This is a genomic window from Caballeronia grimmiae, from assembly GCF_022879615.1.
Lineage (GTDB): Bacteria > Pseudomonadota > Gammaproteobacteria > Burkholderiales > Burkholderiaceae > Caballeronia > Caballeronia grimmiae.
In genome coordinates this window covers 105015-119171 of the sequence record NZ_CP084272.1, presented here as the reverse complement: position 1 = coordinate 119171, position 14157 = coordinate 105015, and the positions used below count along the sequence as shown (strand labels likewise).

13 protein-coding genes are annotated in these 14157 nt (G+C 62.5%); 6 read left to right on the top strand and 7 right to left on the bottom strand.

Translation table 11 applies throughout. The annotated features are described in order from the left end of the window. Nucleotides 1-42: 42 nt before the first annotated feature. The 6 genes from LDZ21_RS14280 to LDZ21_RS14255 all read right to left on the bottom strand — a co-directional run bounded on the left by LDZ21_RS14280 (nucleotide 43) and on the right by LDZ21_RS14255 (nucleotide 4588). Nucleotides 43-336: an FAD assembly factor SdhE gene (locus LDZ21_RS14280; protein ID WP_035968877.1), complete on the bottom strand. Its 294-nt coding sequence runs from the start codon at nucleotides 334-336 to the stop codon at nucleotides 43-45. Nucleotide 337: 1 nt separating this feature from the next. Beyond that, nucleotides 338-1042 (bottom strand): succinate dehydrogenase iron-sulfur subunit, encoded by a 705-nt coding sequence (locus LDZ21_RS14275; RefSeq protein ID WP_035968879.1) that lies wholly within the window; start codon nucleotides 1040-1042, stop codon nucleotides 338-340. A 16-nt stretch (nucleotides 1043-1058) separates the two neighbouring features. Next, nucleotides 1059-2834 carry a succinate dehydrogenase flavoprotein subunit gene (gene sdhA / locus LDZ21_RS14270; protein ID WP_244795499.1) on the bottom strand — a complete coding sequence of 592 codons (1776 nt, stop codon included), beginning with the start codon at nucleotides 2832-2834 and terminating at the stop codon, nucleotides 1059-1061. A 5-nt stretch (nucleotides 2835-2839) separates the two neighbouring features. After that, nucleotides 2840-3208: a succinate dehydrogenase, hydrophobic membrane anchor protein gene (sdhD, locus tag LDZ21_RS14265; RefSeq protein ID WP_244795498.1), complete on the bottom strand. Its 369-nt coding sequence runs from the start codon at nucleotides 3206-3208 to the stop codon at nucleotides 2840-2842. Between the two features lie 2 nt (nucleotides 3209-3210). Continuing rightward, on the bottom strand, nucleotides 3211-3621 hold the full coding sequence (sdhC, locus tag LDZ21_RS14260) for a succinate dehydrogenase, cytochrome b556 subunit (RefSeq protein ID WP_244795497.1): 411 nt from the start codon (nucleotides 3619-3621) through the stop codon (nucleotides 3211-3213). Nucleotides 3622-3796: 175 nt separating this feature from the next. After that, on the bottom strand, nucleotides 3797-4588 hold the full coding sequence (locus tag LDZ21_RS14255; RefSeq protein WP_244795496.1) for a GntR family transcriptional regulator: 792 nt from the start codon (nucleotides 4586-4588) through the stop codon (nucleotides 3797-3799). Nucleotides 4589-5164: 576 nt separating this feature from the next. On the opposite strand from LDZ21_RS14255, the gene LDZ21_RS14250 reads away from it, so the two are divergent. From LDZ21_RS14250 to acnA, 6 genes are all read left to right on the top strand, one after another. After that, nucleotides 5165-6151 (top strand): malate dehydrogenase, encoded by a 987-nt coding sequence (locus LDZ21_RS14250; RefSeq protein ID WP_244795495.1) that lies wholly within the window; start codon nucleotides 5165-5167, stop codon nucleotides 6149-6151. Between the two features lie 169 nt (nucleotides 6152-6320). Further along, on the top strand, nucleotides 6321-7331 hold the full coding sequence (locus LDZ21_RS14245) for an HpcH/HpaI aldolase/citrate lyase family protein (protein WP_244795494.1): 1011 nt from the start codon (nucleotides 6321-6323) through the stop codon (nucleotides 7329-7331). A gap of 103 nt (nucleotides 7332-7434) precedes the next feature. Next, on the top strand, nucleotides 7435-8610 hold the full coding sequence (gene prpC / locus LDZ21_RS14240; protein WP_244795493.1) for a bifunctional 2-methylcitrate synthase/citrate synthase: 1176 nt from the start codon (nucleotides 7435-7437) through the stop codon (nucleotides 8608-8610). Nucleotides 8611-8698: 88 nt separating this feature from the next. Continuing rightward, nucleotides 8699-9220 (top strand): hypothetical protein, encoded by a 522-nt coding sequence (locus tag LDZ21_RS14235; RefSeq protein ID WP_035970578.1) that lies wholly within the window; start codon nucleotides 8699-8701, stop codon nucleotides 9218-9220. 32 nt (nucleotides 9221-9252) lie between these two features. Beyond that, complete coding sequence (locus tag LDZ21_RS14230) at nucleotides 9253-10704, top strand: bifunctional 2-methylcitrate dehydratase/aconitate hydratase (RefSeq protein WP_244795492.1); 1452 nt, start codon at nucleotides 9253-9255, stop codon at nucleotides 10702-10704. 68 nt (nucleotides 10705-10772) lie between these two features. Then, complete coding sequence (gene acnA / locus LDZ21_RS14225) at nucleotides 10773-13490, top strand: aconitate hydratase AcnA (protein WP_244795491.1); 2718 nt, start codon at nucleotides 10773-10775, stop codon at nucleotides 13488-13490. 87 nt (nucleotides 13491-13577) lie between these two features. Here acnA and LDZ21_RS14220 read toward each other — a convergent pair whose 3' ends face one another. Continuing rightward, entirely contained in the window at nucleotides 13578-13895 is a 318-nt protein-coding gene (locus LDZ21_RS14220) for a DUF2917 domain-containing protein (RefSeq protein ID WP_244795490.1), read from the bottom strand. Between the last annotated feature and the right edge of the window lie 262 nt (nucleotides 13896-14157).

Below are 14157 nucleotides of genomic sequence, written 5' to 3'. Positions count from 1 at the left end.
CTCACGGCGCATTGTGTGAAACTCCGCGGATCTCTGCCCAAATCACACGGAACGCAGGATCTGAATCACGCGAATCACGTCCGGCGTGGCAAGCTCGCCCTCCGGTTCGGTCCGCGCGAGCAGCAGGTCCATCAGTTCGTTGTCGCTCAGCTCCAGCAGGCGGGTCAAAGCGGCCACGTCGGCGTCACTGAGGTCATGCTCATATCGGCTGAAAAAACGCTCGAAGATCAGATCGTTTTCCAGCAGGCCGCGCCGTGCACGCCACCGGAGGCGCGCACGGCGAAGAGGGTCGGACTGGTGAGCGCTGTCTTGCTTGTCGACCATCGCATTGTCCATTTCAGACAGCCCGGCGCACCATCAATTCCTTGATCTTGCCGATCGCCTTCGTCGGATTGAGCCCCTTCGGGCACACGTCGACGCAGTTCATGATCGTGTGGCAACGGAACAGACGATACGGATCTTCCAGATTGTCGAGGCGTTCGCCCGTCGCCTGATCGCGGCTGTCCGCGATGAAGCGATAGGCTTGCAGCAAGCCCGCCGGTCCGACGAACTTGTCCGGATTCCACCAGAAGCTCGGGCACGACGTCGAGCAGCTCGCGCACAGAATGCACTCGTACAGGCCGTCCAGCTCGTCGCGCTCGACCGGCGACTGCAGACGCTCCTTCTCGGGCGGCGGCGTGTCGTTGATCAGGTACGGCTTGATCGAGTGATACTGGTTGAAGAACTGCGTGAAGTCGCAGATCAGGTCGCGCACGACCGGAAGGCCCGGCAGCGGACGCAGCACGATGCGCTCCGGCAGGTCGTTCAGGTTCGTCAGGCACGCGAGGCCGTTCTTGCCGTTGATGTTCATCGCGTCCGAACCGCACACGCCTTCGCGGCACGAACGGCGGAACGACAAGGTTTCGTCCAGCGCCTTCAGCTTCACCAATGCGTCCAGCAGCATGCGTTCGTGCGAGTCGATTTCGAGCTCGTAACGTTGCATGCGCGGGGCCGCGTCCTTGTCCGGATCGTAGCGGTAGACTTCAAAAATTCGTTTTGCCATTTCGATTCCCTTGCCCTTAGAAGGTGCGCGCCTTCGGCGGCACCGATTCGACCGTCAGCGGCTTCATCTGAACCGGCTTGTAGTCGAGGCGATTGCCTTCGCTGAACCACAGCGTATGGCGCATCCATTTGTCGTCGTCGCGATGCTCGTAGTCGCTGTGCGCGTGCGCGCCACGGCTTTCCTTGCGCGCTTCGGCCGAGACCATCGTCGCGCGGGCGACTTCGATCAGGTTCGCCAGTTCCAGCGCTTCGACCTTCGCGGTGTTGAACACCTTCGATTTGTCCTTCAGATGCACGTGCTTCACGCGCTCGGCCAGTTCCGCGACCTTGTCCACGCCTTCCGACAGCAGCTTGGACGTACGGAACACGCCGGCATGCGCCTGCATCGTCGAGCGGATGTCGTTCGCGATGTTCTGCGTGTATTCGCCCGAGGTCGACTTCTCCAGCACGGCGAGGCGCTCGAGCGCGAAGTCGGCGGCGTCGGCCGGCAGCGGCTTGTGCTCGCGCGCTTCCTTCGCGTACTTGATGATGTGATTGCCGGCCGCGCGGCCGAATACCACCAGGTCCAGCAGCGAGTTCGTGCCGAGGCGGTTCGCGCCGTGCACCGAAACGCACGAGCATTCGCCCACCGCGTAGAACCCGTTCACCGGCTCGTTGTAGCCGTTCGCCGTGCCGACGACCTGACCGTGCATGTTCGTCGGAATCCCGCCCATCTGGTAATGGATGGTCGGAACGACCGGGATCGGCTCTTTGATGCAGTCCACGTTCGCGAACTTCAGCGCGATCTCGCGAATCGACGGCAGACGCTTCATGATGGTCTCGGCGCCGATGTGCGACAGGTCGAGCAGCACGTGATCCTTGTTCGGACCCACGCCGCGCCCTTCCTTGATTTCCTGGTCCATCGAACGCGAAACGAAGTCGCGCGGCGCCAGATCCTTCAGCGTCGGCGCGTAGCGTTCCATGAAGCGGTCGCCGTTCGAGTTACGCAGAATGCCGCCTTCGCCGCGCACGCCTTCGGTGATCAGCACGCCAGCGCCGGCCACGCCGGTCGGGTGGAACTGCCAGAACTCCATGTCCTGCAAAGCGATGCCCGAACGCGCCGCCATGCCGAGGCCGTCGCCCGTGTTGATGAACGCATTCGTCGATGCCGCGAAGATGCGCCCTGCGCCGCCCGTGGCGAACAGCGTGGTCTTGCCTTCGAGGATATAGACTTCGCCCGTTTCCATCTCGAGCGCGGTCACGCCGAGCACGTCGCCGTCGGCGTCGCGGATCAGGTCCAGCGCCATCCATTCGACGAAGAAGTGCGTCTTGGCTGCGACGTTCTGCTGATATAGCGTGTGCAGCAGCGCGTGGCCGGTACGGTCTGCTGCCGCGCAGGCGCGCTGCACCGGCTTCTCGCCGTAGTTCGCCGTGTGGCCGCCGAACGGGCGCTGATAAATGGTGCCGTCCGCATTGCGGTCGAACGGCATGCCCATGTGTTCGAGCTCATAAACGGCGTTCGGCGCTTCACGGCACATGAACTCGATCGCGTCCTGGTCGCCGAGCCAGTCGGAACCCTTGATCGTGTCGTAGAAGTGATAGTGCCAGTTGTCTTCGCTCATGTTGCCGAGCGATGCGCCGATGCCACCTTGCGCCGCGACTGTGTGCGAGCGCGTCGGGAACACCTTCGACAGCACCGCGACCGACAGGCCCGCCCGCGCGAGTTGCAGCGATGCGCGCATGCCCGATCCGCCCGCGCCAACGATGACCACGTCGAAACGGCGACGCGGCAGGGAAGTCTTGATTGCAGCCATATTCTTTAAACTCTCCAGAGAATCTGTGCAGCGTAGCCGGCGCATCCGATGAGCCAGAGCACGGTCAGGACCGTCAGGAACAGGCGAAGGCCGACCGGCTTCACGTAATCCATCCAGATGTCGCGCATGCCGACATACGCGTGATAGAAGAGCGAAAGCAAGGCTACGAAAGTGGCGAGCTTCATCCACTGCATTGCGAAGATCGACGCCCAGCCTTCATAGGAGAAGTTGCGCGCGCCGAAGAACAGCACCAGCAGGACGAGCGTATAGACAGCGGCGACGATGGCGGTTATGCGCTGCGCGAGCCATTCACCCAGGCCGTAGTGCGCGCCGACGACGAGGCGCTTGGGGCCGACTCTGTTTTGCGTACCCATGTTTAGAAGGCTCCGAAAAGTTTCAACGCGACGACGAGCGTCAGCAGCAGCGACACGACGAGCACGGCAAGCGCCGTCTGACGGCCGCCTTCCTTGTTCACGGCGACGTGCGTGTCGAGCACGAGAAAGCGGATGCCTGCGCAGAAGTGATGCAGATACGCCCAGGACAGCACGAGCGCGATGATTTTGACGATGGGGTGAGCGAGGAAGCCTTTGAATGCGTCGAAACTGATTTCCGACGTCAGACTCTGATCGAGCAGATAGAGAAGGAACGGCAGGGCAACGAAGAGCAGCAAGCCGCTGATACGGTGCAGGATGGAGACCTTCCCTGCTAGCGGCAAGCGATATTTCGCAATCTGTCCAAGCCCGATGTTCCGGTACTCGGGCCTTGGTTTTTTTACGGCTTCAGCCATGCTAGACCCCAACTTGTTATTACACTAACCCGCGATTTTAGCGCCTTTTTATTTCACGCTGCAGGGAAAACCCGCCCAAGAGACTATTGCTGCACGCGTGAAAATGGCGAACGTGAATGCTTTGTCGATGCTTCGCGGACCGCCCGGCCGATGCCCGCCGCGTCTGTTCATCCGGTCAACTCAGGTCGTTCTGATAGTAGTAGCCGGTAGTGACATACCAGCCGCGCCGCACTTCCACCGGGCGATCGCCGTACGTGTACGAGATCCGTTCGACCGAAAGAAGCGGAAAACCCGGCTGCACTTGCAGCAATTGCGCGACCGGCTCGTCCGCCGCCACCGCGCGAATCTTCTCCGAGGCCCGGATCATGCGCGTGCCGAACTCCGTTTCGAACATCGCGTACAGCGGCCCTTTGTAATCGGCGAGCCGCTCGGCCGTCAGTCCGCGGAAAACCGCGCCCGGCAGCCAGATTTCGTCGAACACGGTCGTTTCGCCGTCGAACTGCAGCAGGCGCTTGATGAGCACCACAGGATCGGCGGGCTTGAGATCGAGCTGGCGAGCGATTTCGGCGGGCGCACGCAGGCGCCGGCATTCGAGCAGGCGGCTTACGTGGGGATGAACGTCGCCGTCATCGGGCAAAAGGCGCAGGAAGCGGAACTGCACGCGATCTTCGCTATGCGTCGCAACGAACGTGCCCTTGCCTTGACGGCGCACGAGAAGATTGTCGGCGGCGAGTTCGTCGATGGCCTTGCGGACGGTGCCCTGGCTCACCTTATAGCGCGCGGCCAGTTCCACTTCGCTGGGGATGATCTCGCCCGGCTTCCACTCGCCCGATTCGAGGCCCTGCGTAATCAGCGCCTTGATCTGCTGATAAAGCGGGCTGAACGTCGGCGACGGCGCGCCCTCGGCCGACTGTGCGTTGCCGTTGGGTGGGGTGGTGCTCGCCGGGTTTGCCGCGTTGGAATTCATGCCGCGCATTTCAACACAAAGGGCTGCCGCGCGTCCACATTTTCACGCATGATCCTATGTCTTATATAAGACATAAGATACTGTTGACTTTGCCTCCGACCAATCCTACACTCCTTGGCGAGCAAGGGTTCGCGGGTCGCCGCGCAGTCCGTGGAAAGTTCGTTTGGACCGGTTCAATCGGCGCATTTTGCCGGTGAACGGTGCGTTCGGCACATCGCGGGCAGCGCCGCCAACCGCCAGGCACGCCCTTTCGCTTTCGCCTCACGCCGATCGGCCAATCGATTCGCGCGCCGCTGCCTGCCTACCGCCTCGCAACGTCCAGCGCCGTCTCGAATGGGCGCTTGTCCGTCAGACTCTAGCGAATCGCCGTTTCCTCACGTCACACCGCGCAGTCTCTCGCTCGAAGAAGGATTCATGGCATGACAGCCATGCCGTCACGCTTTCATGCGGAGCCACGCGTTGCGCCGCTATCGAAGAGCGCTGCGGCATCGCCGGCATGTCTTCATCAACGCTTCGCGTAACGCGCATAAAATAGCGTTTTTCCCTAGCGTTCCACGCACCGTCAGGAGAGTTTCAATGGCTAAGTCCGCAAAGCGCGTTGCCGTAACCGGCGCCGCAGGTCAAATCGGCTACTCGCTGCTGTTCCGTATCGCCAATGGCGATCTGCTCGGCAAAGACCAGCCCGTGATCCTTCAGTTGCTCGATCTGCCGCAAGCGCAAGCCGCCGTGAAGGGCGTCGTGATGGAACTGGAAGACTGCGCATTCCCGCTGCTCGCGGGCGTGGTCGTCACGGACGATCCCAAGGTCGCGTTCAAGGACGCCGACATCGCGTTGCTGGTCGGTGCGCGTCCGCGTTCGAAGGGCATGGAACGCAAGGACCTGCTGTCGGCGAACGCCGAAATCTTCACGGTTCAGGGCCGCGCGCTGAACGAAGTCGCGAGCCGCGACGTGAAGGTGCTGGTCGTCGGCAACCCGGCGAACACGAACGCCTATATCGCGATGAAGTCGGCGCCGGATCTGCCGAAGCAGAACTTCACCGCCATGCTGCGCCTGGACCACAACCGCGCGCTGTCGCAACTGGCGGCCAAGTCGGGCAAGCCGGTCGCGTCGATCGAAAAGCTCGTCGTGTGGGGCAATCACTCGCCGACGATGTACCCCGACTTCCGCTTCGCGACCGCCGAAGGCGAGAGCCTCACGAAGCTGATCAACGACGACGAATGGAACCGCAACACGTTCATCCCGACCGTCGCCAAGCGCGGCGCGGCGATCATCGAAGCGCGCGGCCTGTCGTCGGCGGCGTCGGCGGCTAACGCGGCCATCGATCACGTGCGTGACTGGGTGCTCGGCACCAACGGCAAGTGGGTCACGATGGGCATCCCGTCGGACGGCTCGTATGGCATTCCGGAAGACATCGTCTACGGCGTGCCGGTCACGTGTGAGAACGGCGAGTACAAGCGCGTCGAAGGGCTGGAAATCGACGCGTTCTCGCGCGAGAAGATGGACGGCACGCTGAACGAACTGCTCGAAGAGCGCGACGGCGTGGCGCATCTGCTGGGCAAGTAAGCAGCACGGCATCATCGGGAGCCTTCGCGGTTCCCGTCAGCGCGAACGCTTCGCGGCGTTCGCGGCTGATTCGATCGCGCTTGAACGAAAGCGAGCAAGCCTTCGAGCGCGTCCGAATCAGAAGCACGAGCAGCATCGAACTCTCTTTCAATCGGAGCCGACGCCGACAATGCCCGCTCTCACACCCGCAGAAGTGCTGTTCGACGGCGAGCCGCAGCCCGCCGTCCTGCCGCCCTGCGACCACTACGCCGGCAGCGAAAAGCTGATTCGGAAGTCGCTCGCGCTGCAGGCCGAACTCGGGCCGGTGTTCGACATCACGCTCGATTGCGAAGACGGCGCGCAAGTCGGCCACGAAGCCGAACATGCGGAGATGGTGGCGTCGTTCGTCGGCGGCGAAGATGACCGCTTCGGGCGCGTCGGCGTTCGCATCCATGACTTTCATCATCGCGCGTGGCGGGACGACGTACGCATCATCCTTCGCCAGGCAAAGAAAGCGCCCGCCTTCGTGATGCTGCCGAAAATCCGCAGCGTGTTCGACGCCGCCGAGATGATCGCGTTCATCGAGGCATCGCGCAGTGAGTTCGGCATCGCGCAATCCATTCCGTGTCATCTGCTGATCGAAACGCACGGCGCGCTGGCGGAAGTCTTCGAGCTGGCCGCGCTGCCCGGCGTCGAATCGCTGAGTTTCGGCCTGATGGACTTCGTGTCGGCGCACAACGGCGCCATTCCCGATACCGCCATGCGCTCGCCCGGCCAGTTCGAGCATCCGCTCGTGCGTCGCGCGAAGCTGGAAATCGCGGCGGCGTGTCACGCGCATGGCAAGGCGCCCTCGCATAACGTGTCGACGGAAGTGCGGGACATGAGCGTCGTCGCGAACGACGCCGCCCGCGCCCGCAATGAGTTCGGCTATACGCGCATGTGGAGCATCCATCCGTCGCAGATCCGGCCCATCGTCGATGCCTTCTCGCCGCGCGCCGACGAGATCGCGCTCGCCGCCGAAATTCTGCTGGCCGCGCAACACGCGCAGTGGGGCCCGACGCGCCACGGCGACACGCTGCACGATCGCGCGAGCTATCGCTATTACTGGTCCGTGTTGCGCCGCGCGCAAGCCACCGGCCACGCGATCCCCGACGAATGCGCCCCGCTGTTCGCAGCGGCATCGACGGGAAGCGCGGCATAAATGCAAAGGTTTCGTTACGCCGCGTACGGGCCGAATACCCGGCGCGCCTTTCAAGCAAAAGAGACGACGCTGCTGCACGAGCGTTCACAGGAGACTTGAAGCAATGAGCGATACCGCAACGACCGACGCGCCCGCAGCAGCGGGTGGTTTCAAACCGAAGAAATCCGTCGCGCTGTCCGGCGTGACGGCGGGCAACACCGCGCTGTGCACGGTCGGCAAGACCGGCAACGACCTGCACTATCGCGGCTACGACATCCTCGATGTCGCGACGACTTCCGAATTCGAGGAAATCGCGTATCTGCTCGTGCACGGCAAGCTGCCGAACATCGCGGAACTGACGGCGTACAAGGCGAAGCTGAAGGCGCTGCGCGGACTGCCTGCGAACGTGAAGGCCGCGCTCGAATGGATTCCCGCGTCCGCGCATCCGATGGACGTGATGCGCACCGGCGTCTCCGTGCTCGGCACCGTGTTGCCCGAAAAGGACGACCACAACGTCCCCGGCGCGAAGGACATCGCCGATCGCCTGATGGCGTCGCTCGGGTCGATGCTGCTTTACTGGTACCACTACTCCCACAACGGCCGGCGCATCGAAGTCGAAACCGACGACGATTCCATCGGCGGTCACTTCCTGCATCTGCTGCATGGCGTGAAGCCGTCCGAATCGTGGGTCAAGGCGATGCACGTCTCGCTCAATCTCTACGCCGAGCACGAGTTCAACGCATCGACGTTCACGGGGCGGGTCATCGCGGGAACGGGTTCGGACATGTACTCCGCGATCACCGGTGCGATCGGCGCGCTGCGCGGCCCGAAGCACGGCGGCGCGAACGAAGTCGCGTTCGAAATCCAGTCGCGCTATCAGACGCCCGATGAAGCCGAAGCCGACATTCGCCGCCGCGTCGAGAACAAGGAAGTGGTGATCGGCTTCGGGCATCCGGTCTATACGATCTCCGATCCGCGCAACAAGGTCATCAAGGAAGTCGCGAAGTCGCTGTCGAGCGAAGCCGGCGACACCAAGCTTTTCGATATCGCGGAACGCCTCGAATCGGTCATGTGGGACGCGAAGAAGATGTTCCCGAACCTCGACTGGTTCAGCGCGGTTTCGTATCACATGATGGGCGTGCCCACCGCGATGTTCACGCCGCTCTTCGTCATTTCGCGCACGTCGGGCTGGAGCGCGCACATCATCGAGCAGCGCATCGACAACAAGATCATCCGCCCGAGCGCGAATTACACGGGGCCGGAGAATTTGAAGTTCGTGCCGATAAATAAGCGAAAATAGCGGGCTTGCGCGATCGGAACCGCGGGTAAAGCGTTCCAATCCGCGCAACAACCGCCAATCAACCCAAATGTTTTTGAAAGGTTTTTAGATGAATAAGCTTCTGATCGCTGCAATCGTCGGCACGCTCGCCACCACCAGCGTGTTCGTGAGCGCCGACGCCTTCGCCGCGACAACCGAGTCGGGCGCGAGCAAGGCCAAGCGCCCCGCCCCGGCGCGCCGCATCATCAAACGCTCCCCCAAGGCGGCGGCGGCTGCAGCAGCCAAGACTGACCCGGTTCCCGAAGGCGCCGTGAAGTGGGCTTGCAAGGACGGTCTTGCTTTCTATCTGAAGGGCGACATGAAGCGTGACGCAATCGTCACGGTCAACTGGGCGAAGAAGGACTACAAGCTGCCGCGTCAGGATACGACGACCGGCGCCGATCGCTTCCACGATTCGGCAACGGGCATGGATCTCGTCGTGATCCCGACCAAGGCGATGCTGTTCTCGGACAAGGACTCCTCGCGACTCGCCGACGAGTGCATGACGTCCGAAATGGCCGCAGGCGCGGCTGCGCCGACGCAGTCCGAAGCGCTGAAGCAGAACCCGCTGCTGCTCAAGCCGGCGGAATAAGCAACGTCAGCACATCAAACAGGGAATCCTCGATGTCCGCACCGATCTCCAATGTCCGCCCTGAGCCGGACAAGGTACTCGTAGACATAGTCGACTATGTTCTCAACTATGGCGTCGACAGCACGCTCGCGCTCGAAACGGCGCGCAACTGTCTGATCGACACGCTCGGTTGCGGACTCGAAGCCCTCTCCTATCCCGCCTGCACCAAGCTGATGGGACCGATCGTGCCCGGCACGATCGTCCCCAATGGCGCGAAGGTGCCGGGCACGCAGTTCCAGCTCGACCCGGTTCAGGCCGCCTTCAACATCGGCGCGATGATCCGCTGGCTCGACTTCAACGACACCTGGCTCGCCGCCGAATGGGGCCATCCGTCGGACAACCTGGGCGGCATTCTGGCGACCGCGGACTGGCTTTCGCGCAACGCCGTCGCAGCCGGCAAACAGCCGCTCACCATGAAAGACGTGCTGATCGCGATGATCAAGGCGCACGAAATTCAAGGCTGCATCGCGCTCGAGAACTCGTTCAACAAGGTCGGTCTCGATCACGTGCTGCTGGTGAAGCTCGCTTCCACAGCGGTGGTCGGACAGATGATCGGCCTCTCGCGCGAAGAGCTCATCAACGCGGTGTCGCTCGCATTCGTCGATGGCCATTCGCTGCGCACGTATCGTCATGCGCCGAACACCGGCTCGCGCAAGTCGTGGGCAGCCGGCGATGCGACCTCGCGCGCCGTGCGTCTCGCGCTCATCGCGAAGACCGGCGAAATGGGCTATCCGTCCGTGCTGACGGCCAAGACCTGGGGCTTCTACGATGTCCTCTTCAAGGGCAACGAGTTCAAGTTTCAGCGTCCGTATGGCTCGTACGTGATGGAGCACGTGCTCTTCAAGATATCGTTTCCGGCCGAGTTCCACTCGCAAACGGCGGTGGAAGCGGCCATGACCCTGCACGGCACGCTGAAAGAAGCCGGCAAGGGCGTCGAGGACATCAAGAAGATCACCATTCGCACGCACGAGGCGGCCATTCGCATCATCGACAAGAAAGGGCCGCTCGATAACCCCGCGGACCGCGATCACTGCATCCAGTACATGATCGCCGTGCCGCTGATCTTCGGCCGCCTGACCGCCGCGGATTACGAAGACGCCGTCGCAAAAGATCCGCGCATCGACACCTTGCGCGCGAAGATGGAATGTGTGGAAGACCCGCAGTTCACGAAGGATTATTTCGATCCGGACAAGCGTTCCATCGCGAACGGGCTGACCATCGAGTTCAACGACGGTTCGGCGCTCGATGAAGTCGTGGTCGAATATCCGATCGGTCACAAGCGCCGCCGCGCGGACGGCATTCCGCTGCTCGTCGAGAAGTTCAAGACGAACCTCGCGCGCCGCTTTCCCACCAGGCAACAAGAAGCGATCCTCGCGGTATCGCTCGATCAGGCAAAGCTGGAAGCAATGCCGGTCAATGAATACGTCGATCTGTACGTGATTTAGTCGATCGACTCGGTCATACAGAAACGTTGCATCGAAGCATTTCCTCGTTTAGCCCTAGGAAAACAACCATGGCCCACAATCTCCACAATACGCTCAAGGAATTCGACAGCGGTTCCGGCAAAGGCAAGTTCTACTCGCTGCCGCAACTCGGCGAAGCACTGAAGGTCGACATCCAGCGCCTGCCGGTTTCGATCCGTCTCGTGCTCGAGTCGGTGCTGCGCAACTACGACGACAAGAAGATCAGCGAGGAGCACATCAAGCAGCTCGCGAACTGGAAGCCGAACGCGGCTCGCGTCGATGAAATTCCGTTCGTCGTCGCGCGCGTGGTGCTGCAGGACTTCACCGGCGTGCCGCTGCTCGCCGACATTGCCGCGATGCGTGGCGTCGCGAAGCGTGCCGGCAAGGACCCGAAGGCGATCGAGCCGCTCGTGCCGGTGGACCTCGTCGTCGATCACTCGGTGCAGATCGACCACTTCCGCGAACCGAACGCGCTCGACCTGAACATGAAGCTGGAATTCCAGCGCAATAACGAGCGCTACCAGTTCATGAAGTGGGGCATGCAGGCATTCGACACGTTCAAGGTCGTGCCGCCGGGCGTCGGCATCGTGCACCAGGTCAACCTCGAGTACCTCGCACGCGGCGTCCACAAGAAGGCCGAAGGCAGCGACACCGTGTACTACCCGGACACGCTCGTCGGCACGGATTCGCACACGACGATGATCAACGGCATCGGCGTGGTGGGCTGGGGCGTGGGCGGCATCGAAGCGGAAGCGGGCATGCTCGGCCAGCCGGTGTACTTCCTCACGCCGGACGTGGTCGGCGTCGAGCTGAAGGGCAAGCTGCGCGAAGGCTGCACGGCAACCGACCTCGTGCTGACCATCACCGAAATGCTGCGCAAGGAAAAGGTCGTCGGCAAGTTCGTCGAGTTCTTCGGTGAAGGCACGGCGTCGATCGCGGTGCCGGACCGCGCGACCATCGGCAACATGGCGCCGGAATACGGCGCGACGATGGGCTTCTTCCCCGTCGACGAAAAGACTATCGACTACTTCAAGGGCACGGGCCGCACCGACGCGGAAATCGCCGCCTTCGAAAACTACTTCAAGGCGCAGAACCTGTGGGGCGTGCCGAACGCAGGCGACATCGACTACACGAAGACGCTCACGCTCGATCTGTCGACCGTTGCGCCGTCGCTCGCTGGCCCGAAGCGTCCGCAAGACCGCATCGAAATCGGCAACGTGAAGAGCACGTTCACCGACCTGTTCTCGAAGCCGGTCGGCGAAAACGGCTTTGCGAAGAAGCCGGAAGACCTGCAAGCGACGTACAAGACGGCTGACGGCATCGACGTGAAAAACGGCGACGTGCTGATCGCGGCCATTACCTCGTGCACGAACACGTCGAACCCGAGCGTGCTGCTCGCGGCCGGCCTGCTCGCGAAGAAGGCCGTCGAAGCCGGTCTCACGGTGGCGCCGCACATCAAGACGTCGCTCGCGCCGGGGTCGCGCATCGTCACCGAGTACCTGACGAAGACCGACCTGCTGCAGTATCTCGACAAGCTCGGTTTCACGCTGGCCGCTTACGGCTGCACGACGTGTATCGGCAATGCGGGCGACCTGACGCCGGAACTGAACGACGCGATCGTGAAGAACGATATCGTCGCGGCCGCCGTGCTGTCGGGCAACCGCAACTTCGAAGCGCGCATTCACCCGAACATCCGCTCGAACTTCCTGGCTTCGCCGCCGCTGGTCGTGGCCTATGCCATCGCGGGCAACATCACGCGCGACCTGATGACCGAGCCGGTCGGTCAGGGCAAGGATGGCCGCGACGTCTACCTCGGCGACATCTGGCCGACGAGCGAAGAAGTGCACGCGCTGCTCAAGTTCGCGCTCGACGCCGACGCGTTCCGCAAGAACTACGCGCAGCTCACGACGGAAGGCGACCTGTGGAGCAAGATCGCGGGCGAAACGGGTCAGGTCTACGACTGGCCGAAGTCGACGTACATTGCTGAGCCGCCGTTCTTCGGCGACGACTTCTCGATGAAGCCGGCCGATTCGATCCCTGCGGTGAAGGGCGCACGCGCGCTCGGCATCTTCGGCGATTCCGTGACGACCGACCACATCAGCCCGGCGGGCTCGATCAAGGAAACGTCGCCGGCGGGCGTGTGGCTGAAGGCGAACGGCGTGCAGAAGGCCGACTTCAACAGCTACGGCTCGCGTCGCGGCAATCACGACGTGATGATGCGCGGCACGTTCGCGAACGTCCGCATCAAGAACCTGATGATTCCGGCGAAGGCGGACGGCACGCGCGTCGAAGGCGGCCTGACGATCCATCAGCCGAGCGGCGAACAACTGTCGATCTATGACGCCGCGATGAAGTACATCGCCGACGAAACGCCGACCGTCATCTTCGCGGGCGAAGAGTACGGCACGGGTTCGTCGCGCGACTGGGCCGCGAAGGGCACGCAGTTGCTCGGCGTGAAGGCCGTGGTCGCGCGCAGCTTCGAGCGTATCCATCGCTCGAACCTGGTCGGCATGGGCGTGCTGCCGCTGCAGTTCAAGGGCGCGGACAGCATCCAGTCGCTGAACATCACCGGCGATGAAACCTACGATATCGAAGGCCTCGGCGATAACTTCAAGCCGCAGCAGGAAGTGACGCTCGTGATCCATCGCAAGGATGGCAAGAACGATCGCGTGCAAGTGCTGCTGCGTATCGATACGCCGATCGAAGTCGACTACTACAAGCACGGCGGGATTCTGCCGTTCGTGCTGCGTTCGCTGCTCGCGGCTTAAGCTCGCGCGTGATTTTGCAGGTGACCGCGCTCGAAGGAGCGCGGGAACATTGGACCCGGCCTTGGCCGGGTTTTTTTTGCCTGCGCGCTACACGTTCGACACAGCCGTGCCGCTTTGCCCCGCGCGCCGCGCCAGCCACGCGTGAATGAGCGACGCCAGACTTCGCGCTGACGCCGACTCCGACGCCAGCGAAAACCGGCTGCCCTCGCATGCGCCGCTGACCCAGATGGTCGAATACGGCTTCAGTTCGATCGCGTCGCCGGCGTTCAGCCAGTGATCGTCCGCCTCGCCTTCCACCGTCATCCAGATTTGCCCGCGCAGCACGCGCAGCGTTTGCGGGCGGTGGCTGCTCCACCGCGTCGGCGCGTCGCGCCGGTCGAGTTCGAATGTCCGGATTTCACGCATGATGCCGCTCCCAGTTGACTCATCGGATGGCCGCGCCGCGAAAGTGGTCGCCGGGCCGTTGAACACATTATTGGGCCGGTTCCGAACATCTTGAATGAACACTTGCGTACAGTTGCATCGGAACTGTTCAGTCAGACAGGGTGAACAGTTCACGCTGTTAGGCCAGCGCGCGGACACCGCATTAGCCGGTTGGACAGCTTGACACGGCTTTACGGCTGCGTTCGAATCACTTCTGACACTCGTGCAAACAGCGCGTGCAACT